23 protein-coding genes are annotated in these 25,025 nt (G+C 36.2%); 20 read left to right on the top strand and 3 right to left on the bottom strand.

Annotation, left to right across the window (positions count from 1 at the left end):
* Positions 1-449: 449 nt before the first annotated feature.
* The 15 genes from I5818_RS05040 (at position 450) to I5818_RS05110 (ending at position 16,514) form a co-directional block, all read left to right on the top strand.
* Complete coding sequence (locus I5818_RS05040; protein WP_078109374.1) at positions 450-1,259, top strand: MBL fold metallo-hydrolase; 810 nt, start codon at positions 450-452, stop codon at positions 1,257-1,259.
* Positions 1,260-1,432: 173 nt separating this feature from the next.
* Positions 1,433-2,701, top strand: a complete 1,269-nt coding sequence (locus I5818_RS05045; protein WP_078109373.1) for an ABC transporter substrate-binding protein — start codon at positions 1,433-1,435, stop codon at positions 2,699-2,701.
* 207 nt (positions 2,702-2,908) lie between these two features.
* On the top strand, positions 2,909-3,760 hold the full coding sequence (locus I5818_RS05050; RefSeq protein WP_078109372.1) for a carbohydrate ABC transporter permease: 852 nt from the start codon (positions 2,909-2,911) through the stop codon (positions 3,758-3,760).
* Positions 3,761-3,772: 12 nt separating this feature from the next.
* A complete protein-coding gene (locus tag I5818_RS05055) occupies positions 3,773-4,672 on the top strand; it encodes a carbohydrate ABC transporter permease (RefSeq protein WP_078109371.1) in 900 nt (299 codons plus the stop codon).
* 31 nt (positions 4,673-4,703) lie between these two features.
* Positions 4,704-5,411 carry an N-acetylmannosamine-6-phosphate 2-epimerase gene (locus tag I5818_RS05060; RefSeq protein ID WP_078109370.1) on the top strand — a complete coding sequence of 236 codons (708 nt, stop codon included), beginning with the start codon at positions 4,704-4,706 and terminating at the stop codon, positions 5,409-5,411.
* Between the two features lie 47 nt (positions 5,412-5,458).
* On the top strand, positions 5,459-6,556 hold the full coding sequence (locus I5818_RS05065) for a DUF4855 domain-containing protein (RefSeq protein ID WP_078109369.1): 1,098 nt from the start codon (positions 5,459-5,461) through the stop codon (positions 6,554-6,556).
* Positions 6,557-6,584: 28 nt separating this feature from the next.
* Positions 6,585-7,442 carry a MurR/RpiR family transcriptional regulator gene (locus I5818_RS05070; protein ID WP_058003459.1) on the top strand — a complete coding sequence of 286 codons (858 nt, stop codon included), beginning with the start codon at positions 6,585-6,587 and terminating at the stop codon, positions 7,440-7,442.
* A gap of 93 nt (positions 7,443-7,535) precedes the next feature.
* Positions 7,536-8,378 (top strand): sugar phosphate isomerase/epimerase family protein, encoded by an 843-nt coding sequence (locus tag I5818_RS05075; RefSeq protein ID WP_078109368.1) that lies wholly within the window; start codon positions 7,536-7,538, stop codon positions 8,376-8,378.
* Positions 8,379-8,452: 74 nt separating this feature from the next.
* Positions 8,453-9,073, top strand: a complete 621-nt coding sequence (locus I5818_RS05080; protein ID WP_169846865.1) for a YesL family protein — start codon at positions 8,453-8,455, stop codon at positions 9,071-9,073.
* Positions 9,073-10,632, top strand: a complete 1,560-nt coding sequence (locus tag I5818_RS05085) for a DUF4127 family protein (protein ID WP_078109366.1) — start codon at positions 9,073-9,075, stop codon at positions 10,630-10,632. The genes I5818_RS05080 and I5818_RS05085 overlap by 1 nt, the downstream gene beginning before the upstream one ends.
* Positions 10,633-10,671: 39 nt before the next feature.
* Complete coding sequence (locus tag I5818_RS05090; protein ID WP_071975183.1) at positions 10,672-12,252, top strand: FAD-dependent oxidoreductase; 1,581 nt, start codon at positions 10,672-10,674, stop codon at positions 12,250-12,252.
* 213 nt (positions 12,253-12,465) lie between these two features.
* Positions 12,466-13,434 (top strand): Gfo/Idh/MocA family protein, encoded by a 969-nt coding sequence (locus I5818_RS05095; protein ID WP_078109365.1) that lies wholly within the window; start codon positions 12,466-12,468, stop codon positions 13,432-13,434.
* Positions 13,431-14,420 (top strand): Gfo/Idh/MocA family protein, encoded by a 990-nt coding sequence (locus tag I5818_RS05100; protein WP_071975181.1) that lies wholly within the window; start codon positions 13,431-13,433, stop codon positions 14,418-14,420. The genes I5818_RS05095 and I5818_RS05100 overlap by 4 nt, the downstream gene beginning before the upstream one ends.
* Positions 14,421-14,433: 13 nt before the next feature.
* Positions 14,434-15,498: a Gfo/Idh/MocA family protein gene (locus I5818_RS05105; RefSeq protein WP_078109364.1), complete on the top strand. Its 1,065-nt coding sequence runs from the start codon at positions 14,434-14,436 to the stop codon at positions 15,496-15,498.
* Between the two features lie 257 nt (positions 15,499-15,755).
* Positions 15,756-16,514 carry a Cof-type HAD-IIB family hydrolase gene (locus I5818_RS05110; RefSeq protein WP_259549121.1) on the top strand — a complete coding sequence of 253 codons (759 nt, stop codon included), beginning with the start codon at positions 15,756-15,758 and terminating at the stop codon, positions 16,512-16,514.
* 99 nt (positions 16,515-16,613) lie between these two features.
* On the opposite strand, the gene I5818_RS05115 is transcribed toward I5818_RS05110, so the two are convergent.
* Genes I5818_RS05115 through ptsG form a run of 3 tightly spaced genes read right to left on the bottom strand, consistent with a single transcriptional unit; the run spans position 16,614 to position 19,680 of the window.
* A complete protein-coding gene (locus tag I5818_RS05115; RefSeq protein ID WP_071975178.1) occupies positions 16,614-17,426 on the bottom strand; it encodes a MurR/RpiR family transcriptional regulator in 813 nt (270 codons plus the stop codon).
* A gap of 31 nt (positions 17,427-17,457) precedes the next feature.
* Positions 17,458-18,141, bottom strand: coding sequence for an N-acetylmannosamine-6-phosphate 2-epimerase (locus I5818_RS05120; RefSeq protein ID WP_071975177.1), 684 nt, complete (start codon positions 18,139-18,141; stop codon positions 17,458-17,460).
* A 3-nt stretch (positions 18,142-18,144) separates the two neighbouring features.
* Entirely contained in the window at positions 18,145-19,680 is a 1,536-nt protein-coding gene (ptsG, locus tag I5818_RS05125) for a glucose-specific PTS transporter subunit IIBC (protein ID WP_078109363.1), read from the bottom strand.
* A 114-nt stretch (positions 19,681-19,794) separates the two neighbouring features.
* On the opposite strand from ptsG, the gene I5818_RS05130 reads away from it, so the two are divergent.
* The 5 genes from I5818_RS05130 (at position 19,795) to agaF (ending at position 25,017) form a co-directional block, all read left to right on the top strand.
* Entirely contained in the window at positions 19,795-20,292 is a 498-nt protein-coding gene (locus tag I5818_RS05130; protein ID WP_244975363.1) for a PTS sugar transporter subunit IIA, read from the top strand.
* Positions 20,293-20,577: 285 nt separating this feature from the next.
* A complete protein-coding gene (locus tag I5818_RS05135) occupies positions 20,578-22,260 on the top strand; it encodes a M14 family metallopeptidase (RefSeq protein ID WP_235849542.1) in 1,683 nt (560 codons plus the stop codon).
* A gap of 183 nt (positions 22,261-22,443) precedes the next feature.
* Positions 22,444-23,547, top strand: coding sequence for an AbrB family transcriptional regulator (locus tag I5818_RS05140; protein WP_078109361.1), 1,104 nt, complete (start codon positions 22,444-22,446; stop codon positions 23,545-23,547).
* Between the two features lie 333 nt (positions 23,548-23,880).
* Complete coding sequence (locus I5818_RS05145; RefSeq protein ID WP_071975169.1) at positions 23,881-24,606, top strand: GntR family transcriptional regulator; 726 nt, start codon at positions 23,881-23,883, stop codon at positions 24,604-24,606.
* 21 nt (positions 24,607-24,627) lie between these two features.
* Positions 24,628-25,017, top strand: coding sequence for a PTS galactosamine/N-acetylgalactosamine transporter subunit IIA (gene agaF, locus I5818_RS05150; protein ID WP_071975168.1), 390 nt, complete (start codon positions 24,628-24,630; stop codon positions 25,015-25,017).
* Positions 25,018-25,025 lie beyond the last annotated feature (8 nt).

Genomic DNA, 25,025 nt, shown 5'->3' on the forward strand with positions numbered 1-25,025 from the left:
GACAGAAGATTGGATTTACCCTGCTAATGTAATCGAAAAGAAAGGAATTTTAAAATATTTTTTAAATTGATTGAATTTTCCCAATTGATGACCATATAATGTTTATAGGGGAATATATCCACTTTTTATATTAATTGTGAAAGAATTCTCCACAAATGAAAGAGAGGAGGTTAAAGTGATATTGTTTCAAAATGGACCTATTGTGAAGTACATATTGTTTAAATGATGAAGTTATTTTTCAGTTTCCTTATACAGCTAGATTAAACAATGGATATTATTCATTACATTTTTTAACATTGGTTTTGGCTGTTTTCTTATAGTTTGTTACTCTTTTCTCAGTGAAATGAAAGGTATAGCGGTCTTCAGCAGATAGTTATTTGTTAAGACTTTACTTAAATAGTAACAATGTTTGAGAAAAGAACCTTAGTTTTTAAGGAAGGAAGGATCAAATGAAAATACAAATTCTCGGGACAGCTGCAGCTGAAGGATTTCCAGGTATATTTTGTAATTGTCAGCATTGCCAAAAGGCGCGCAAACTTGGCGGGAAAAATATCCGAACACGCTCTTCTGCTATCATCGATGATATACTGAAGATTGATTTTCCTCCTGATACTTATCATCATGTGTTAACCCATCAATTAGACTTATTTAAAGTTAAACATTTATTATTTACCCACACACACTCCGATCACTTTCATCCTAGAGATATTGGGATGAGATCACCAGGCTTTGCTCACAATATTCCTTATCCCATTCATATCTACGGTCACGATGTAGCAATCGCAAATTGTAAAGCAGTGCTACCAAGTATAGAAGAACATTATCATTTCAAACTTATTCAGCCATTTAACACGTATCAAATTGATTCAGCCAGGGTGACACCGTTACTAGCAGATCATAATCCATTCGAGACATGCTTATTATTTTTTATTGAAAAGGACGGAAAATCATTATTCTATGGCCATGACACTGGATGGTTTCCTGATGCTACATGGGATTGGCTAATGGATAAAAAAATTGATGTAGCGATTCTTGACTGTACAAATGGATTAATTCCAGAACGAAGAAATCATCTTAATATCGAAGCCGTTAAGGATATCCAAAAAATATTTCAAAAAAATAATATGATCCATAAAGGAAGTCAAATGATTGCCACCCATTATTCCCATAATATTGGACTTATGCATGAGGAATTAGAAGAATTATTTTCTCCAAGTGGGATTAAGGTAGCATTTGATGGAATGATTATCCATATATAATCTTAAGTGATTTGAAATTTTATAAAATTCAAAATAGGTGATTGACATAAATTATCTTCTTAAATAAAATGGTGAATGAAGAATAAATTCACCAATTATTTACAAAATAGTGAAAATTTACTCCGGGATCTTTGTGGGTGAATGCTTCAACTAAAACATAAGGGGGAAGGAAATTGAAAAAAGTAAGATGGCTTTCGATGCTACTTCTGGTGTTTGTCCTAATTCTAGTTACAGCCTGCTCGAATAAGGAGAGTGCAGGAGGAGATGGGAAGGGGAAGAAGAAAAATGTTGAAATTAAATTCTGGACGATTTCATTAAGCCCTACATTTGATGATTATATTAATGGCATCATTGATAAGTTTGAAGCAGAAAATCCTGGAGTAACGGTCAAATGGGAAGACATTCCATTCGAGAATGTTGAACAGAAAACATTAACAGCAGCTGCTTCTGGGCAACTTGCAGATGTAATGAATTTAAATACTGACTTTTTGAAAAAGCTGTCTGCTGTTGGAGCCATTCTCGACCTTTCTGAAAAAGCGGCAGATGTAAAGGATGATTATTTTGAAGGTGTATTACAGTCAGGGATGCTGAATGATAAATTGTATGCGCTTCCATGGTATCTTTCTAACTCTGGCCTATTATACAACAAAGACCTCTTGGCAAAGGCTGGATTTGATAAGCCACCTGCAACAGAAGATGAGGCATGGAAGATGTCAGAGGTTCTTTATAAAAAGCTTGGTGTTTATGGAAGTACAATTGGAGACATCCATCTATACTTACCACAAAATGGCGTACCCCTCATTTCCGAGGATTTAAAGAGTGCAGCTGTTAATACGCCAAAAGCATTAGAAATTTTTAAGACATTTAAGAAACGATTTGATGATGGTCTTATTCCTAAGGAGCTCCTATTAAAACAAGCTCAACCTAATGAATGGTATGCTCAAGAAAAAATTGCTTGGTGGGGAACTGGACCGCAGCTTTATCGTCAAGTAAAGGATCTTGCTCCAGAGGTATACGATAAATCGGATGCAGCACCTGCTATTCTAGGTTCTGAAGGAGTTGCCCATGTTGCAATTATGAACATTGCTGTCGCAGCAAAATCTAAAGCACCAGATGAGGCAGTTGCATTCGCTAAGTTTATGACAAATGCAGAAAGTCAATTAGCATTTAGTAAAATTGTTGCTGTCCTTCCTTCAGTTAAAGCAGCAGCTCAGGACGAATTTTTTACTCAAGGAAAGGATTCGGAAGACCCGTCAGAAAAAGGACGTTATTTTGCAGCGAAACAATTAGAAACTTCAAGAGATATGTTTGCTCCAGTAGAAAATATCTCTGAGATTAATAAAGCAATTAATGAAGAATTTCAAAAAGTTCTGCTAGAAAATAAAGATCCTCAAAAAGCACTTGATGATGCGGAAGCCAAAATTAATAATCTACTAAAATAATTCTAGCTACAAATCAAAGGGAAACAATAGAAAGGCATTCATCCTTCTAATGAATGCCTTCTTTTCCAAAGAGTCTATATATGTATATCCTGAGTAAATCATATATAAAAATCTCTTCTTCTCAAAAGTGATAAATAAGAGACTACTCAATATAAGAATATCTACACCACATTGGATACTGTAAGCGAAAATGGTAGGAGTGATCAAATGTATAAAGCAAGACATGCATGGATGTTTCTTATACCGACAGGAATTTTACTCATAACGTTTAGTTTCCTTCCAGCTCTTGCAGCCCTCGGATTGAGTTTTACGAATTATAATGTATTCCAACCAATTGAATGGGTAGGATTAGATAATTTTATTCGAGCTTTTAAAGATGAAGAATTTTGGAGAGCCTTAAAAAATACGTTTTATTTTTGGATATTAGTAACACCAGCATTAGTTGTGTTACCTATCTTTCTTGCCATATTAGTTAATCAGAAATTGCGGTTGATTAAGCTTTTTAGATTAACTTATTATTTCCCTGTACTTGTTTCTGTTGTGATAACCGCCATTTTATGGAACTGGTTATTTGCAAGTGATGGTATCTTTAATTATTTATTAAGCTTAGTTGGTATCCACCCGATTGACTGGCTTACAAGTAAAGGATTCGTAATGATCAGCTTAGCCATTGTCACTATTTGGCAAGGACTTGGTTATTATATGTTATTTTACTTGGCTGGTTTGCAGTCTGTCCCAACAGACCTATATGAAGCGGCAGAATTAGATGGAGCGAATTTTTGGCAAAAACATTTTTATATTACATTCCCCATGCTAAAACCAATTATTTTCTTCACCGCTGTGATATCGACCATGTCTGCTTTTAAAGAGTTTACCCTAATGTTGACCATGACAAATGGAGGGCCAATTGGTGCTTCTACAACGGTAGTATATCTCGTATTTGAAAAAGCGTTTAAGCAATTAGATATGGGATATGCCAGTGCCATCTCCTTTATTCTATTTATTATTATCTTAATCTTAACTCTATTAAATAAGCGATCCTTAGATAAGGCGTCATAAGGAGGTAGTCCAATGCAGCCTACTCAATCGAACATTCATTCAGGTAAAGATATTAAGCCATATAGCAAAGCACGAAAACCCCTTAATAAACGCAAAATCATCCGGTATGTTGTATCCTATTTCTTTCTAATTATTGTAGCAGTAATAATGATCGTGCCTTTTCTGTGGTCTGCTTCAACTGCATTAAAAGGTCAAAATGAAACAATATTTTCCTTTCCTCCACAGTTTATTCCTGAACATATTACTCTTGAAAACTTTGTGAAGGTATGGAATACAATTCCTATTGGTCGTTATCTATGGAATAGTACAGTTTTAGCTTTTTGGGGTGTTGTTTTGCCTTTATTATTTTGCTCTTTAGCAGCTTTTCCATTGGCACGAATGAATTTCAAAGGAAAAAATATCGTATTTCTCACAATACTAGGAACGATGATGATTCCTGGAGAGGTGACAATGATACCAATCTATATCATCTTGCAAAAACTTCACCTGATTGGATCATATACAGGGGTTATTTTACCAGGAGCTGTTTCGGCATTTGGAATCTTTCTGATGAGGCAAGCATTTATGGGGATTCCAAAGGAAATAGATGAGTCTGCCATTATGGATGGGGCATCAACTCTGCAAATTTGGTGGCATATTATGATGCCAATGGTCAAACCAATGTTGGCAACACTTGCGATACTAAGCTTTATCGGATCATGGAATAGTTTCTTATGGCCACTTCTCGTATTGCAGGATCCAAATACGTATCCTTTAACAATCGGACTATATGATTTGAAGGGAGCATTTGTATCAGATACGAGATTAGTATCTGCAGGAGCTATCATCGCTCTTATTCCTATTTTAGTTGTATTTATCGCATTTCAAAACTACTTTATTAAAGGTGCATACAGCAGTGCAGTAAAGGGATAACAATCTTGGTGAATGAATAAGAGGTGAAATGATGGAAAAACAAACATTCCTAGATTTAATCAAAGGAAAATTAATCGTATCATGTCAGGCATTAGAGGATGAACCATTACATGGTTCTGAATATATGGCGAAAATGGGTCTTGCAGCTAAAATAGGCGGTGCCGTTGCCATACGTGCAAATGGGAAAGAAGATATTATTGCAATCAAGAAATTAACAGGTCTACCAACTATCGGAATCATAAAGCGGAATTATTCGGGTAGTGAAATTTTTATTACTCCTACTCTAAAAGAAGTAGAAGAACTCATTGAATCAGGAGCGGATGTCATTACCCTTGATGCAACAGCAAGAATGAGACCGAATGGGATTACTTTACATGAAATGATTACTTTTATTAGGGAAAATAGCAATAGCCTTGTGATGGCTGATGTTTCGACTTTTGAAGAAGGAGTAATAGCAGTCGAGGAGGGGTGTGATCTAATTTCTACAACTCTATCAGGCTATACCTCCTATAGTCCAAAATTAGATGGTCCAGATTTTTCTTTAATAAAAGAACTCACTTCATCCTTTGATGTTCCAGTTGTTGCCGAGGGGAGAATTTCAACACCAGAAGAGGCAGTGATGGCATTTAAGCAGGGGGCTCATTCGGTCGTAGTAGGAACGGCGATTACAAGGCCACAGGTTTTAACAAAAAGGTTTGTAGAGAGCTTGGAAAAAAATAGTCTTAACATAATGTCTTGAATCAGAAAATAGTTTCAAACAAATCTTATTAATGAGGAGTGTTTCTTTTGCCATATTTTCAACCGAACCAAGAAGCATTTAATTTTCTCAAACATATGATTCTTGTAGGTGGAAATGTCGATAATCCTTGGGGAAAAGATGATTTTTTGCATTATGTTACTCATTTGGATAAGCAGGGGAAGTCAGATGATTGGATGTTTGATAGTTTTGCCTTTTGGCATTTTAAGTCCCCGAAGGGAGGATATCTTTATTCAGATGTGAATATTGGTACAACTAAGAATGGAGAAGGGAATTTTTATGCAGTCCCTGCCCCTAACCCTGGAAATTTAGCAGACTGGGAGGCGATTATTGATTGGTATTTTATGCCTGATGTTTTCGCAGATGCCCTTAATCAAGCAATTAATGCGGGAATTGAGACGCTTGGATCACCTAAACATAAGCGCAATTTAATTATTACGATTCCTTATCCGGGTCCATTACAATCAAAATTTGGAACCATTGATGGAGCTCCATTGAATTTTAGTGTTCAAGGACAGAATTTACAGCATGCAACAGAAGCTCGTTTAGTCGCTTGTAAATGGTTTATAAATAGAGTGATAGAAAGATTTTCGCAGCAAAACTATGAACATCTTCATTTATTAGGATTTTATTGGACATTTGAGACAATACATAGAAGCTGGGATATTGATGATCATTGGCTGTTGAAGGAACTATATCAATACATCGAACAACAAGGTAAAAAGTTCTTTTGGATTCCTTTTTATAGCTCATATAATATTCATCAGCTGGATAACTATCAGGACTATTATTTCCATTCTGCTTTTCTCCAGCCTAATTATATGTTTTATAAAGACTTTACTGGTGTAAAGGATGCTGCAAAGGCAGCAGAGGAAAGGAATGCAGGGGTTGAAATGGAATTCTATACTGCGAATAACGAATCAATGGCAGAGAAAGCGGAACGATTAAAACGATTTGATTGTTATTTAGAGGGAGGGATTCTTCATAAATATATGAAGGAATCGGCTATTGCTTGGTTTGATGGAGGAAAGGCATTATACAGAATCTATCATGGCTCAGATGAAAAAGAAAGAGAATATTATGACAAAATTTATCAATTTGTAAATGGAAGCTACACGTTATCGTAGGCTAAACTACGAAAAGGAAAGGAAAAAAATGAATACAAAAACAATCTCTAATCCAATCATACTCATTTCAACCATTTATAAGTCATTAACTAAAGCAGAACAAAAGGTGGCTGACTTTGTGATTGCGGATACGCAAGAAACCGTCTATTCATCGGTAACGGATCTTGCGGAAAAGTCAGGAGTAGGAGAAACAACCGTCATTCGCTTTTGCAGGAAGCTAGGGTATCGCGGATACCAAGAATTTAAACTGGCAATTGCCCAAAATCTTGCAGACCCAGATGAACAAGTACATGGAAAAATTGAGGAAAATGATAATATTGAAACGATCTTGAAAAAAATTACCTCGCAAAATGTTCAAACATTGGAGAGTACCCTCCAATTATTAGAATCACAAAAACTTGATAAAGCTGTCGAAGCCATTATGTCGGCGAATAAGCTATACTTTTTTGGAGTCGGCTCCTCTGGGCTTACAGCTTTTGATGGAAAATATCGATTTATGAGGTTGGGGTATCATGTAGAACAATCATCAGACTCCCATATTATGGCGATGAATGCAGCTCTTGTCTCAAAAAACGATGTTGTCTTTGGTATTTCAACCTCAGGGAGCACGAAGGATGTTGTGGATGCAATAGCCATAGCAAAGGAAAATAACGCTTTTATCATTTGTATTACAAACCATGCTAAATCACCGATTACTCAATATGCGGATGTTATCTTACTAGCTGCCTCGAAGGAAACTCCACTACAGGGTGGGGCTTTTGCATCAAAAATTGCCCAGTTACATTTACTAGATGTTTTAACAACCATTATCGTATTAAAGCAAAAGGAAAAAACCTTCCAATCAATTGAGAAGACCGCAAAGGCGGTATTGGATAAGATGTACTGATAATTTGGAATGGATTAAGGTCTTCAATCGATAGTTATTCGTGTAATTTATCCAGTTAGCAATAGAGGAATATTTATTGAAAAGGGGATATGTATGAAAACAAGTGTTAGTATGTATAGTTTACACCGGTATGTGAAACAAGAAAATCTTGATGTGTTTGGGTTTATTCAATATGCGGCTACCATTGGTGTAGATGGGGTTGAATTATTAGATATATATTGGAAAAACGAACAAGAAGAAATCCCGCAAGTTCTTTCCTTATTAGCTGAGAATAACCTCCAAGTAAGTGCTTATGATATAACAAATAATTTTGTTAAGCCGGATGAAAAGGAGAGGCAACATGAAATAAATAGAGTTCATCAGGCGATTGATATTGCAAAGGAATTAAATACAAATGTTGTTCGAATATTTAGTGGGGATATTTTAGAGGGGGTTCCTTTTGAACAAGGGAAAGAGTGGATCATTGAAAGTTTAAAAGAATGTGCAACATATGCTGAACGGCAAGGTGTGATTTTAGGTATTGAAAACCATGGATATTTTGCAGGACGTAGTGAGCAAATTATAGAATTAATTCATACTGTGAATTCACCGAATATTCTTAGCACTCTTGATACAGGTAACTTTCTATTAGTTGATGAGAATCCCAATGATGCTGTTACAAAAGTTAAACAATATGTAGCCCATGTTCATTTTAAAGATTTCATAAAAATGAGCAGTGATTATGATGGCCCTGCCTTTAAATCGTTATCGGGTAACAAGTTTTTAGGAACTGTAGCTGGTGAGGGAAATGTTGATCTCAACCATGTGATTTCTGAATTAAAAAACGTGGGGTATACTGGTTGGTTATCTGTTGAGTTTGAAGGGGCAGAAGATCCTAAAGTAGGAACAGAGAAATCGGTAAGTAAGTTGAAGAAATTACTACCAGCTAGAACATAAGACACTTAATGTGAAGGGGAGTTCCCATAATAGGTACTTCCCATATTATCTTTTTAGAAATGGGAGGAGCCCAATTGTTTAAACCAGACAGTAAATTATATAGAATCATGGAGTTCATCGGAAACTTTTGTTTACTAAATATTTTATGGATCATCTGCTCACTCCCGTTAATTACAATTTTTGCATCAACCACAGCCATGTATGGAGTGATTAGGGATTGGTCGAAAAATGATGATCCCGCCATAATAAAAACATTTTTTTTAAATTTTAAAAAGTATTTTATGAAAAGTTTGATCATTGGTATTTTACAAAGTCTTATTATGATTATTCTAGTGAGTGATTTCTTGTTCGTTTGGAATATGGATGGAACACTTAAATACATCTTATTCCCGCTGTTTATTATAATCGGTCTCTTTTTTCTATTTATTTCATCTTATCTTTATCCTTTAGTTGTTGATGATGATCGATCACTTAAACAGCTGATCAGGCAATCTGTTTATTTAGCGGTTACTCGACCTGCATATCCAACAATGGTTCTGTTATTTGCTAGTATCGCTGTTCTTATTTGTACATATATTCATGTTCTACCAATATTATTTGCCTTTAGTATTACAGGCCTCATACATTACCAAATTATTCAGCGGGCGCTAGGGAAGAAGGATAATACGAGTATAAGAGTTTGGAAAGGAGTTTGATGATGAAGGTTGTTTATTTACCACTTGATGAGAGGCCATGTAATTTAAAATATCCGCAGCAATTAGCGGCAGCTACGGATATTCAACTTTTTACCCCTTCAAAACAAATATTGGGTAGAAAGAAGAATCCTGCCAAGTTTGAGGATATTCGAAGCTGGCTATTACGAGAAACGAAAGAAGCAACACATCTTATCCTCTCTTTAGACATGCTCGTTTATGGTGGAATTGTACCATCGAGATTGCATCAGTTAACGGATGAGGAATGTGTAGCGCGCTTAGATGTAATAAAGGAAATAAAGCAGCAAAACCAAAGGATCATTATTTATGCATTTAATCTAATTATGAGGGTTCCAAGTTATAACAGCAGTGATGAGGAACCAGATTATTATGCGATATATGGTGAACGAATCTCTCACTACGGAAAATTATTAGATAAGAAGGGAAGAGGGGAGCTACTAGAACAGGAAAGCGAGGACTTTATTCTTCTAAAGCAAGAGATACCTGTTGAAATTCTTAAGGATTTTACTAATAGACGAAGGACTAACTCTGCTACGAATTTAGTGGCTATTGATTTAGTCCAAATAGGGCTAATTGATTTTTTAATCTTTCCTCTTGATGATAATGCGGAGTATGGATTTAGTGCGATGGAGCAAAGTGATTTATTGTTTAAAGTGGAACAGCTCCAATTAATGGATCGAATCGCTATCTATCCTGGTGCCGATGAAATTGGCTGTACGTTATTTTCAAAAGTATTTTGTGAGATTCATCAGTACACACCGGCCCTTTATGTAAGATATTCATCTACAAATGGTCCCTTTATTATTCCGAAATATGAGGATCGAAGTCTACAGGAAAGCATAAAATCCCATTTAACTGCAAGTGGCGCGGTCATGGTGGATCATTCATTAGATGCTGATGCAGTTTTGTTCACCCATTCGCCAGCTGTTGGTCAATCAGGGATGGCAGAACCGAATCAGCTTTTCAGTGAAAGACATCGGTCCTATTTTTCCGAAATCAATTACAGAGAATTTATTCAAGCTATGCAATTCTATCTTTCTAAGAATATGGTTGTAGGAATTGCGGATGTGGCTACCTGTAATGGTAGTGATCAAACGCTCATGTATATGCTTAAAAAACAAGGATTACTTGAAAAAATTAGCGCTTATGCAGGTTGGAATACCTCTGGAAATTCCCTCGGTACGGTTATTGCACATACAATCATAGAGTCCTATTATCATAAAATGATTGATTATGAGAGGATTGCAAAGAGTCGAGAATTTTATTATTCAAGACTTGTCGAGGATTGGGGATATCAAACGATTGTGAGAAAGCAGGTTGCAACCAATGATATTCCGCGTTTAGGCTGTACATATTTTGATATATCCAGCCAATTAGAGGTGATTCAATCCATAATAAAGCAGAAGCTAGAGCAGTTTATAAAGGAGAATCTGTCCAATCCTGCTGAAGGTAGATTAAAACTAGAGAATGTTACTTCTCCTTGGAAGCGAATGTTTGAAGTGGACTTTCATTTATCTTATGTCATGGAAAAGATTGTTTAAGCAGTTTGAAAAATTGGTATTTCTGAGAGGTGAGGAAACATGGCACAGGAAAAGGACGCAGATATTATTATAATTGGCAGTGGAATAGGTGGTTGTGCTGCAGCACTTGCCGCCGCCCAAATGGGGAAAAAGGTTATTATGACGGAAGAAACAGATTGGATTGGTGGACAGCTTACAAGTCAAGCTGTTCCTCCGGACGAACATAAATGGATCGAATACTTTGGTTGTACAACGACCTATAGAAAGTTTCGGAATCGGGTGAGGGAGTATTATCGACGTCATTACCCACTAACAGAGGCCGCAAGAAAAGATGAAGTTTTTAATCCAGGGAATGCTTGGGTCAGTAGGATCGCACATGAACCAAGAGTAGCTCTTGCGGTTCTTTATGATATGTTGGCCCCGTATATCAGCAACGCACAAATTACTATTATGCTAAATTATTGTTTGACTCGTGCGGAGGTTGAGGGGGATACTGTTAAATCGGTTCACGTACAGAATCAAAAAAATAAGGAAATATTTATATTAAGTGGTAAATACTTTTTAGATGCAACAGAATGTGGTGACATGCTTCCTATGACTGGCACGGAGTATGTAACAGGGGCTGAAGCAAAATCAGAAACGGGTGAGCCACATGCTCTTGATGGGGCGCCTATTCCATTAGATATGCAATCCATCACCCATTGTTTTATCGTTGATTATATCGAAGGTGGAAATTTTACGATTGAAAAACCAAAGCAATATGATTTTTGGAAAAATTATCATGCTGATTTTATGAGCCATAAATTACTAAGTTGGTATGGGGTCGATGGAGTAACAGGTCAATCTAAAAAATTCGGCATGTTTCCTGGTAAGCATATTTCATTATGGGATTATCGGAGGATCATTGATCGCAACCATTTTCAGCCAAATAGATACGAAGGGGATATTTCCATTATTAATTGGCCACAAAATGATTATTGGCTAGGTCCGATCATTGATGTCAGTCATGAGGAAAAGATCAAACATTTAGAAGGAGCGAAACAGTTAAGCCTCTCCCTTTTATATTGGTTACAAACGGAGGCACCTAGGGATGATGGTGGCATTGGTTACCCTGGTTTAAGACTAAGAAAAGATATGGTAGGTACGGAAGATGGTTTAGCTATGCATCCCTATATTCGGGAATCAAGAAGAATTAAGGCGGAATTTACTGTATTGGAACAACATATTAGTGTGGAGAGCCGTGGTGATAAAGGTATCACGATATTCCCTGATTCAATTGGAGTAGGCTGGTATTATATTGATTTACATCCAACAGTTGTTACGAATACTACCTGCTATGTACCGAGCTATCCTTTTCAAATTCCATTAGGCAGTCTTATACCTATACGGATGAATAATTTATTGCCGGCTTGTAAAAACATTGGAGCTACACATTTAACAAATGGATGCTTCCGGCTTCATCCTGTTGAGTGGAATATTGGAGAATCAGCAGGCTATTTAGCGGCTTATTCGATTGAAAAAGGAATCCTGCCTAGGGACGTTCGAAACAATGAAGAATTACTTTCTGAGTTTCAACAATTATTAGTTCGTCAGGGAATTGAATTAGATTGGCCAAGAATTGATGGAGCACATGTGAAATAGTGTTGTGTAGTATATAATAAGTTTTCTTAATAATCTAATAAGTGATTCATGAAAAAAATACTCGACAACAAAGGAATAGAATAAAGGTGAATTTGGTATTGAAAGCGAAATTATTCCTACTCAGCTGAAAATGTGTGAAAAGGGAAATGAAGAAAAATCGTGGGTTACATGATAATGAACATTTCGCGGCGAAAAAGATAGGAGGCATAAGAAATGAAGCTTGCAATCATCGGGACAGGAAGTCAATGTCAGCAACATTTGAGAGCATGGTTAACATTTAGAGAAGTCACAGTTGTAGGGATTATTACGCAGGATTCGACCTTACAGCAGGAGGCAGAGGTGAATGGGATTACGATTTATAATCGATTAGAATCACTCATTCAATATACAGATGTGGATGTTATTGATGTAGCAACACCGGTTAGAAGCCCCTTAGAGTTAGTGACTATGGCAGCGGAAGCTAATATTCATGTGATTTATGGAACATTAGCTGCAATTAATAGTAATGAAGTAAGTAAGATGATTTCAGTTTGCATGAAACATAAAGTACAGCTTTTAATGGGAAATACATACCGTCACACACCTGAATTTATTCAGGCAAGACTTCAAATTAACAAGGGATTGATTGGAAAAACAGGTGTTATTCGAATAAGGAGTGGAGTCCCGTATCCAAACAATGATGATCAAATAAATATAGATCGTAATTTATTTAATGAGGTGGGCTTACCTCATTTCGATTGGCTACGTTGGACATTTGGTGAGGCAGAAATGGTGATGTCAAGACGTGTAAATCATTCAGATATCGAGGGTACTCCCATCGAATATGGTTTTGTCACATTGCGTATGACGGATGGAACAATCGCTTATTTGGAATGTTCTTGGTCTGATTATGCACAGCATACTTCCTTTGAATTGACAGGAAACAAAGGAATGATTACATATGATAGTCAGGACAATAATCCACTGCTTTTACAAAATCATTTAAGCACTTTAATAGAGTATAAGAAGGAAGGCGTGGATACCCGTATTTTTCGTCATTACTTGCAATGTCTACTTGGGAATGAAAAGCCGGCTATGTCAGCAGAGGATGTAATGAAGGCATTGCAACTAGCAGATGCGGCGAATCAATCAGTTGCACAAGGACAGCCTGTTTTTCTTTCAAAAGGAGTGGAATGTCTATGAAAATAGGAATCATTAGTTTTGCACATATGCACGCTATAACTTATGCCAATTATGTCCAGGAACATCCAAATGCTGAATTATCTTATATTTGGGATGAGGATGAAAAACGTGGGAAAGAAATGGCTACAAAGTTTCATTGTGTTTATATAAGCGATATTCATTCTTTTTTGAAAACGGATATTGAAGCGGTCATTATTTGTTCGGAAAATGCCAAACATAAAGAGCATGTCGTTTATGCGGCTGAGGCAAACAAGCATATTTTATGTGAGAAACCGCTCGCAACTGAAATTAGTGATGCAAAAGAGATGATTCAAGCCTGTGAACAGGCGGGTGTCATCCTTCAAGTGGCCTATCCAGTTCGCTTTGCTCCTGCTGTAGTAAAGGCGAAGGAAATAATTGATCAAGGCGATATTGGGGAAGTAATTGCAATCAGCGGGACCAATCATGGACAAATGCCTGGTGGATGGTTTATCGAAAAAGCTCTTTCTGGAGGTGGTGCAGCAACAGACCATATCGTTCATATAATGGATGTCATTCGTTGGATTTTAAAGGACGAGGTAAAGAATGTATATGCTGAGTTTGATACAAGATTTTATGATATTGACGTAGAGGATTGTGGCATAGTCACACTTGAGCTTAAATCTGGTGTCATCGTTTCCATTGATCCGAGCTGGTCGAGACCGAAAACATTTCCTACTTGGGGTGATGTTACAATCCGCTTTATTGGCACAAAAGGAAATCTATATGTGGATGCTTTCAAGCAGCATGCTACCTATTTTAATGATCATGATGGTAAAATACAGCATTTACCGTTAGCAGAGGATATGGATGAAAAACTGATCAATGATTTTATATCCTGTGTCCAAGAACAAAGAGAGCCATCCATCACTGGATTGGATGGACTTCGCACATTAGAAGTTGTAAAAGCGGCTTATGAATCCAACCAAAAAAAACAGGTCGTTCGTTTAGAAACTATATATAGTTGAAAGGGGAAGGGATATGTCAAAAAAACTAAAAATAGGTGTGATCGGCACAGGTTCAATTTCAGATTCACATCTTCGCTCTTATCAAAATAATGAAAATGCTGATATTTATGCTATATGTGACTTTAATGAAGAAAGAGCAAAGGCAAAGGCTGCAGCTTTTCAGGCAGAAAAAACGTATACGAATCATTTAGATCTTTTAAAAGATGCTGAACTAGACGCGGTGAGTATTTGTACATGGAATAATACACATGCTGAAATTGCTATTGATGCTTTGAATGCCGGTAAACATGTATTAGTGGAAAAACCATTAACGACAAGTGTTGAAAAAGCATTAAAGGTTGAAGAAGCAGTGAAACGGAGTGGGAAAAACCTGCAGGTTGGTTTTGTAAGAAGATATGCAACGAATACGAAAATCATAAAAAATTTTATTGATCATGGTGAATTAGGTGAAATTTACTTTGCAAAAGCGACTTGTATTCGAAGATTAGGAAACCCGGGTGGTTGGTTTGCTGATAAAGAAAGATCAGGTGGCGGTCCATTAATCGATATAGGTGTTCATGTGATTGATATTCTTTGGTATTTGATGGGCTGTCCAAAAGTTAAATCAATTAGCGGAAATACGTATTCGAAGTTAGGGAACCGGTCGAATATAGAAAATCTATCATTCTACAAAGCAGCAGACTATGATCCTAGTAAAAATAATGTAGAGGATATGGCAAACGCGATGATTCGCTTTGAAAATGGAGCGTCGATGTTAGTCGATGTAAGTTTCACTCTCCATGCGAAAAAGGATGAAATCGCGGTCAAGCTTTTTGGAACAAAGGGCGGAGCTGAAATTGAACCAGAGCTCTCCATTATTTCAGAAAAACATAATACAATTTTGAATATCACTCCACAGGTTGACAATCTATCCTTTGATTTTGTCAAAGGCTTTCAAAACGAAATTGATCATTTTGTCAATGTATGTTTAGGGGAAAAAGAAACATTAAGTCCAGTCCAGCATGGAGTAGAAATGATGAAAATATTATGTGGAATATATGAATCAAGTGAAAAAGGGAAAGAAATCTATTTTAATTAATCTTCAACCTATTTAATTAAATAGGGGATATAGAAAAAGCCACAAAAAAGAACAAGGCTGTACGAAAGAGATTCAACTTTCGACAGTCTTCTTTATTTTAGTTTTCATTCACTTCTAAAGGTGGAGTCAGTCCCGCAATGTCCAATGCCAGCATCTATTTGAGGTGGTTGCTCTTTTTCTGCCGACCAAAATACCTGCAAAATAGGTAAAGTTATACTACAATTAAAGAAAGGATAAGAATAGAAAGGAAGATATTATTGGACAATCAAGCCATTCATCCAGATATCCGCTTAATCGCACTCGACATGGACGGAACCTTACTTACTAATCAACAAGAAGTATCAAAAGAAAATAAAGAAGCCATTTCAAGAGCAAAGGAAATGGGAATACATATTGTCTTAACGACTGGTAGAAACTTTACGACCGCTCATCCATATGCAGAGGAGTTGAAACTAGATTCTTATATGGTAACAGTGAATGGAGGAGAAATATGGGATCCTTCATGTGAATTAATAGAAAGAAATTTTCTCCAAATAGACGATGTACAAAGAATGTGGGAATTAGCTAAACAATACAAAACCTATTTCTGGGCAATTACTCCTGAGCATATTTATCGAGAAGGATTCCCTAATGAAATGGATATTTCAGAGCATAAATGGTTAAAATTTGGTTTTGATGTTAAAGATGATGTCATTCGTCACACTTTATTAGAAGAACTAACGAACCGAAAACTTCAAGTAACCAATTCTAGTCCGACGAATCTAGAGGTAAATCCTTACGGAGTGAGTAAAGCGAGAGGCTTAGAAAAGGTTTGTTCTAGGATCGGGATTACAATGGAAAATGTGATGGCTATGGGAGATAGTCTGAATGATAGCTCAATGATCACAAAAGCGGGTGTAGGTGTGGCGATGGGAAATGCCCAAGAAAAGGTGAAGGAGATGGCTAATTGGGTAACGGCTACAAATGAGGACCACGGTGTAGCAAAAGCAATTCAGCATTGGGTGTTCAATAAGTGATTGCACGTTATAAAATCCATCTTTACTAATAAATGCTAGTTTGAACAAGGAAATAGCGTCCTTTAATGAGGACGCTATCTATTGTTCAGCATGTATTTATTATTTCGATTGATTTAAGTGTGATAAATTAGAAATGATTGATATGGTTTGTCTATATGTTTTATTCCGCTCAGGATCTTGAAGGAAATGTGCAGTAATTCGATCAATTAAAAATAATGCACTTAAGTCCAGACCCGGAGAGAAGTAACCATTTCTTATTGGGTGTATTGTCCATAGTACCTCGTGTGAAAGCGCAGTGAGTGGTGTATCACCGTAGGCGGTGAAAGAGACAATTTTTACTCCATTTTCTCTTGCTTTTTCAAGTGATACTAAAAGGTCTCTTGTTTGTCCAGAACGAGAAAATGTAAGTAATAGATCCCCTTCCTTTAATAATCCACTCCTAATTACCATCAAATGAGGGTCGGTAACCGCTTCGGAAGCAAACCCCATCCGACTTAAACGGTAGTTTAATTCTTGAGATGCTAAACCGGAACTACCTAATCCATAAATGAAAATCCGATTAGCTTCTTCGATTAATGATAGAACACGTGAAAAGGATTCTTTTCCAGATAAAGACTGTATATCTTGAAACATTTCTTTATATTGATTCTGTAATGTTTCGTCAATGTCATCGCTTTTTGCTGCATGATTTTGCCTAGCAAGCTTTAATTTGAGTTCTACAAAATTACGACAAGATACTTTTTTAGCAAATCTTGTAATTGACGCAACAGAAACTCCTGTTTTACTAGCAATATCTTTAATATGGCTATGGGACGCTTCATCTGGTGATGCTAAGAGGTAATCTGCAATTTGCCTTTCTTTATCTGAAAAGGAAGAGTATCTAGATTGAATATCCTCTAATAGTGAAGACACTTATAGCTCCTTTCTCCTTCGAAAAACAGCGTTATCCCTTTTTTATGACTTCAATAAATCGAGCGGTTATTTGCTGTGGTCTTGAAATGGCACCACCGACAACAACTGAATATGCTCCTAAATCCAATACCTGCTTAGCCATTTCTGGTGTGATAATATTACCTTCTGCAATGACAGGAATGGAAACGGATTGAAGGACTTTTTTTATAAAGTGAAACTCATTATCATATAGTTTACAACCTTTTGTTTCATTTGTGTATCCATATAGAGTAGTTGAGACACAGTCGAATCCAAGTTTTTCAGCATTCACAGCATCTTCAATCGTAGAAATATCAGCCATCAATTGAACATGTGGTCCCTTTTTTCTTATATATGAAACCAATTCTTCTAGTGTTTCTCCCTGCGGTCGTTTCCGGAGAGTTGCATCAAGTGCAATCATCTCACAACCAGTTTCTAGTAAAAGATTTGCCTCGCGCTTTGTTGCAGTAATAAACACATCGCTATCGGAATAATCCTGTTTAATAATACCGATGACAGGTAATTTTACCTCTTGTTTTATCGCAATGATATCTTCCTTCGAGTTAGCACGAATCCCAGCAGCACCGCCTTGCTGTGCTGCTAACGCCATTTTTGCCATAATAAATGAGCTATGAAGTGGTTCGTCTGGAAGTGCTTGGCAAGAAGCAACAAGCCCTTTTTTTATGGTTTCTAACATCAATTATTCGCCTACCATTTCTTCTATTTCATTTTTAATTATAGTTACATCAGGTCCATAAATAACTTGAATTCCTTTTCCCTTTGAAAGAACTCCTTTTGCCCCTGTTTTCTTCAGCATGTTTTCATCAACAGCTGTTTCATTTTTTACCGTTACACGTAAGCGAGTAGCGCAGCAATCAACATTTTCTAAATTCTCTTTCCCGCCTAATGCTTCTACAATCACTTGTGCACGTTCACTTTTATTATTGATAGATACTACTGCTTCACCTTCTTCTTCACGACCAGGTGTTTTAAAGTTGAATTTTTTAATAAAGAAAGTAAAAGTGAAGAAGTAAAGGAAGAACCAAATGATACCAACTACAGGTACGAGTACCCAATTAGTTTTCGCATTTCCTTGTAATATTCCGAATAAAATAAAATCAATGAAGCCTCCAGAGAAAGTTTGACCAATCGTAATATGAAGAATATGTGCAATCATAAATGCCAATCCATCAAAAAATGCATGTAATACATAAAGAAATGGTGCGACAAATAGGAAAGAAAATTCAAGTGGTTCGGTAATTCCTGTAAGGAAAGAGGTCAAGGCCGCTGAACCCATTAAACCTGCCACAATCTTTTTCTTTTCGGGTTTTGCTGTGCGATAAATTGCATAGGCTGCACCCACTAATCCAAACATCATTGTAATAAAACGTCCAGACATAAAACGGGATGTTCCAATGTAAAATTCTTTTGTATCTGGATCTGCTAATTGAGCAAAGAAAATTCGCTGTGTTCCTTCAATGAGATGACCATCTACTACGAGTGATCCCCCAAGACTTGTTGTCCAAAATGGCATATAAAAAATATGATGTAAGCCAAAAGGCCCTAATAAACGAAGGACAAAGCCATAAATAAATGTTCCTATATAGCCAGTTGCTTCGACTAAACCACCCATTTTAAAAATTCCGCTTTGAATAAATGGCCATACAATAAATAGAACAACACCTAGAATAATTGCAGCAAACGAAGAAATAATTGGTACAAATCGTGAACCACTAAAGAAGCCTAAGAATGGTGGTAGCTGGGTTTTATTAAAGCGATTATGAAGCCATGCAGCTACAATACCGACTACAACTCCCCCAAACACACCCGTTTCTAATGACTGGATACCAAGGACCATTCCTTGACCAGCTGCTGCAGGATTCTCAATATTAATTTTTCCTGTAATTGTAAGAAGTGCAGACATTGTCGCATTCATTACTAAAAAGGCAAGGACTCCAGCTAAACCCGCTGTACCTTTATCAGATTTTGCTAATCCTACCGCAAGTCCAACAGCAAAAAGTAAAGCAAGATTTGCAAATACAATGTTTCCAGCACTAGACATAATCGTAAATACACCTTGAAGCCATGATACATCTAAAAATGGATAGGCTTTAATTGTATTAGGATTGGATAGTGCTCCTCCAATTCCTAGTAAAAGGCCGGCTGCTGGTAATACAGCAATCGGTAACATAAATGATTTACCAAATTGTTGCGCCTTTTCAAAGAAACTATTCATCATGTTACCTCCTTGGATGAAAATTATTTACATACACAGTATAAAGTATTACAATATAAAAAATCAACAAAATAATAAACGCTTTCATAATTATAAGAATTCGTAGGAGGGATAATGATGTTTAAATCTTTATTTAAAAAAGTGAATCAATCTATTATATTAAATGCGCCACTAGAAGGAACCTTTGTTTTATTAGAGGAAGTTCCAGATCAAGTATTTTCTGAAAAAATGATGGGCGATGGTGTTGCAATTTTACCTCAAAATAATCGATTGGTATCACCGATAGACGGTGAAGTGGTTGACGTTTTTCCGACAAAGCATGCGATCTCTCTTCGCTCAAATGAAGGTGCAGAGCTATTAATCCATATGGGCTTAGAGACCGTAAATCTAAAAGGTGAAGGTTTTGAAATAAACGTAAAAAATGGGGATAAAATAAGTAAGGGAACTCAGCTAGGTATATTTGATATAGAAAAAATAAAAAAACTAGGCTATGAAGTAATTACACCAATCATTCTGCTTAATGGCAATCACTATGAAATCAGTCACCGAATTCAACAAGGTGAAGCGGTGAATCATTCTGATCTAATTATGGAGCTTCGTAAAAAAGGATAAACGGAATGAAAGCAGAATTTTAGTTGTTGTAATCTAAAACGGGGAACGTGGTAATAACTATAAGATACTAGGCAAATATACATGGAATATTGATATTCAGCATTTCCTCCATATAGCAATGGGGGGATAATTTCCCCTTTTTATTTATGTTTGGCTTGTGATGCTTTGAATCGCAAGAATGTTAGGAGGAATCTCCTGTTTTCAAAAAAGTGTCATTATATTCATTTCATTTATCGAATATTAATGTTAAATTTTGAATAGTCAAACAAAAGGAGGAGGAATATAATGAAAAAAATCATCCGAGTCACATCCCTTGTAGCTGCATTGTCAATAACAGCCGTGATGCCCTTTTCTGGAGGACTGTTTCAGGAAAACGCATTTGCTGCTCAGGACAAAAGCGAATTCACCCCATATTATGGAAATGGTCCAAGCTATATTCAGCCCGAAAACATTGCCCACCTTTTTCCATCACCCCATGCACAATTCACAACTCCTGGCTTTGGAAAGGGAAAGATTGCTTTTACAAGTCAGGAAGAAATGATGTCATTCATTAAAAAATTATCTAATAAAAATAAAAATGTTCACTTAAAGATTCTTGGTCAATCTTTAGAAGGAAGGGATATCCCACTTCTTTTATTTACAAAAGATAACCCGGAAAAAATAAAGAGTAATAAAAAGAAACCATTGATCTGGATACAAGGACAAATTCATGGAAATGAGCCTGCTGCTGGAGAATCTACCCTTGTAATGGCTCAAATGATAGCAGAAGGAAAGCTAGGAGATGTGCTTGATCAAGTGAATATCGCCATCGTTCCGCGTGTAAATCCAGATGGTTCGTATAATTTTAAACGATACATTGCTACGAACCTTGATGCCAATCGTGATTATATAAAAGTGGAATATCCAGAGGTTCAATTAATTAATCAAGCTGTGAATGAGTATCAGCCAGAAGTCGTACTAGATACCCACGAATATACAGTGAACTCGTCTTTATTAAAGAAATATGGGGATAAGGGTTCGATTGCTTCCTATGATCTGCTCATTTCTCCTGCTAAGAACCTAAATATTCCAGAGCAGCTACGTAAAGCATCTGAGGACTTGCTCCTTCCTGAGGTTCAAAAGGTACTTGATAAAGAAAAGCTAACCCATCATGACTATTACACATTAGGTACCAATGATTCCGGAAAATTAGTTGCAACTGAAGGAAGTACAGAAGCGAGAATTGGTAGAAATGCTCTAGGATTAAAGAACACACTCACATATTTAATTGAGACACGTGGCATCAATATTGGACGTGAGAACTTTGAACGACGCGTCTATGCACAAACTATTGCTCAAACCAATTTTATTAAATCTACGGCAAAACATGCTGATCAAATTAAAAAATTGGTAAGTACTGCAAGACAAGAAATCGTTGCAAAAGGAAAACAAATCAATGATAATGACAAGATTGTCATTACAAGCGAAAACAAATTGATACCCGATCAATTACTTGAAGTAATCGATCTTGCGAAAGGTGAAAGGACAGCTATACCGATTGATTGGAAGGATTCCAATGAAGCCTATGCGACCCTTGAAAGAGAGCGTCCTACAGCCTATATCATGCCGCCAGCCTACCATGATATTGCGCGTAAACTTGAAATTTTAGGAGTGAAAGTAGAAAAATTAAATAAACCAATGAAACTACAAATTGAAGGCTTCAAAGTGATTGATAATAAAGTTTCAACAACTCTAGAAAATGGTCACTATACAAATCAAGTAACAACAGAAGTTACAACAAAAGAACAAACCTTCCCTAAAGGAAGCTATGTTTTCAACATGTCTCAAGCAAATGCAAACGTCATTGCCATTGCCCTTGAACCAGAATCCATCGACAGCTACGTCACCTTCAACTTCATCCCTGTTGAGAAGGGGGACGAAATTCCAATATATCGTTATATGAAGGAAGGAAAGCTACCAACGAAATAGTTGCGAAACACCATTTATGCATTTTCTTATGGGTATGCATGAATGGTGTTTTACTTGTATTATAGGTACCAAACAAATAGCTTAAAGGTATGATTAGTAATAAACAAATATAAGGGAGTCAATCATTCTTTATGTTATAGTGAAATGGAAAAAAGAAAATTTCAACCCAGAGAAGGTTTTAACATGGAAAAACAATTAAATAGTAAGAATAAATCGATTCAACTCTTATATTCATTTGTTGTAGCGGCATTAGGCGGGTTAGTATTTAACTATATTCATATGCCGATACCTTGGCTCCTAGGTCCCATGGTGGTGATTTTCCTTCTATCAAGGACAGGGAAGTTCACTCCTTATTGGCCAGTACATATCCGGAATATAGGCTTAATTATTGTTGGATATACGATTGGACTTTCATTTACAAAGGATGCATTAATCCAAATTATTCATCAATCACCATCCATGCTTCTAATGACCGTTTTACTCGTATCATTTAGTGCGTTATTTGCTCTACTTATTTCAAAGTTAACTAAGATTGATTATCCAACTATTTTAGCAGGTAGTATCCCAGGTGGATTATCCCAGATGATTACGTTAGGCGAGGAAATGAAAGGAATTGATTTAACGATAGTAACGTTTCTCCAGGTAACTAGGTTAATGATGATTATTTTTGTTGTCCCGCTTCTAGTAATCAGCCCTATGTTTTCTGGAGGAGAGGTTTTTCATTTAACTGGATCATTAACGAAAATCAAACCACAATGGGCTGAACTTTTTCCGAATATCATTATTTTCACCATTGTTTGCGTGATTTTCGCTATTATAGGCAAGAAAATTAAATTGCCAACCGCTTACATGCTTGGACCAATTATTGGTACAGCCATACTAAATATTGGAGGGTTACATGGACCAAGTCTTCCATCAACGATAGTAGACATATCGCAATTTTTTATGGGAGGATATATTGGGACATTGATGAAGCCAGAACAATTAACAAATAAAGTGAAAATCATCATTTTCTCCTTGATCAGTGGATCTGTTCTCATACTAGCTTCAATCGGTCTAAGTTTCTTTTTGGCAAACCTACATCCGATTTCTCCAATTACTGCATTCCTAAGTTCAGCACCAGGTGGAATGGATCAAATGGGGATCATTGCTCATGAAGTTCATGCAGATTTGTCAATTGTAACTGGTTATCAATTATTCCGGATCTTATTTATTTTCTTTGCTGTCCCTCCATTGTTAAAATGGCTATTAACCTATTATTATCGGAAGAAGATGAATAGTGATTGATAGGCTAAGACTACTTATCGGTTTGCTTATGAGAATCTATCAATCCTTTACTAGATTAAGAAGGAATTCACTAAATCAAATTTGAAGTGTAAATATGTAAGTATCATCTATTGTAGCGATTAAAGGATTCAGAGCAGACTCTGAATCTTTTTTTGTAGTATTTTGTCATACTTTATTAATTATTGAAAGGCTGTGTTGGTAGTTTATAAAATTAATAATAGTCAATATCTTGAAAAGGGTTACAAAAAAATCATTGACAATTGAAAACAATCAGAGTTATATTTTATTCAAGAGGTAGTAACCAGTTCAAAAGCTTATAAGGAGTCGAAATGAGTGCTTAGTAGTGAAAGTAAAGTCCCGTTATATTATCAACTAGTTGATTTATTAGGGAAGCAGATTAAGGAAAGTATGAAACCACATGATCAAATGTTGTCGGAGAGGGAAATTTCGACAAAATATAATGTGAGTCGAACGACGGTTAGATTGGCAATGGCTGAGTTGGAAAAGATGGGTTATATCTATAAAAAGCATGGTAAAGGAACCTTTGTTGCTACCCTTGGTGAAAATAAGCAAAATCTAATGGAAAGCTATAGTTTTACCGATCATATGAGGAAAATTGGGAGGGTTCCAAAGACTGACGTACTTTCCTATGATGTAATTGAAGCCAATGAATATCTCGCCAAGCATATCGGTTTAACGATTGGGGAGGATGTTTTCAAGATTATTCGTTTAAGACTTGCAGATGAGATTCCGATGATGGTTGAAACTAGTTATATCCCTTTTAAAAAGTTTTCGAGTTTAACAGAAGAATTAGTAAAGATAAAACCTTTATATGAAATTTTTAAAGAGGATTTTGGAGAAGTCGTGAAAGCAGCTGATGAGGAATTCTCGGCAAGTATAGTCCCACTTAAAGAGGCACAGATTCTACAAGTACCAACAGATTCTGCTTGCTTGCGTTTAGTGCGCACCACATATAATACTGCAAATCAAGTGATTGAATTTACACTAAGTATTGCAAGAAGTGATCAATTTATTTACAAAATTAGACATATTAGATAAGAAATTAAGGAGTTGAACAGCATGATTGGAATCATATTAAGTGGACATGGTCATTTTGCATCGGGTTTATATTCATCCATCAAATTAATTGCGGGTGAACAAGAAAATTTTGAAATCATTGATTATGAGGAAGGCATGTCCGCAGATACTTTAGCAACTAGGATTGAGGGAGCGATCCAAAACTTATCATCCTTAAAGGATATTGTTGTTTTTACTGATATTGCAGGGGGAACACCTTTCAATGAATCTGCTAAACTATCAGTTGCACATGGAAATGTAAGGGTTTTATCAGGAACAAATGCTCCACTTCTTCTAGATAGCTGTTTCAAAAGAAATGTATCAATCGATGAATTTATGGAAGAAATTATGCAATCTGGTAAAGAAGGTATGAAGGTTTTTAAAGTAAAATAATTTTTTTA

This window comes from Heyndrickxia oleronia (assembly GCF_017809215.1).
Classification (GTDB): Bacteria; Bacillota; Bacilli; order Bacillales; family Bacillaceae_C; genus Heyndrickxia; species Heyndrickxia oleronia.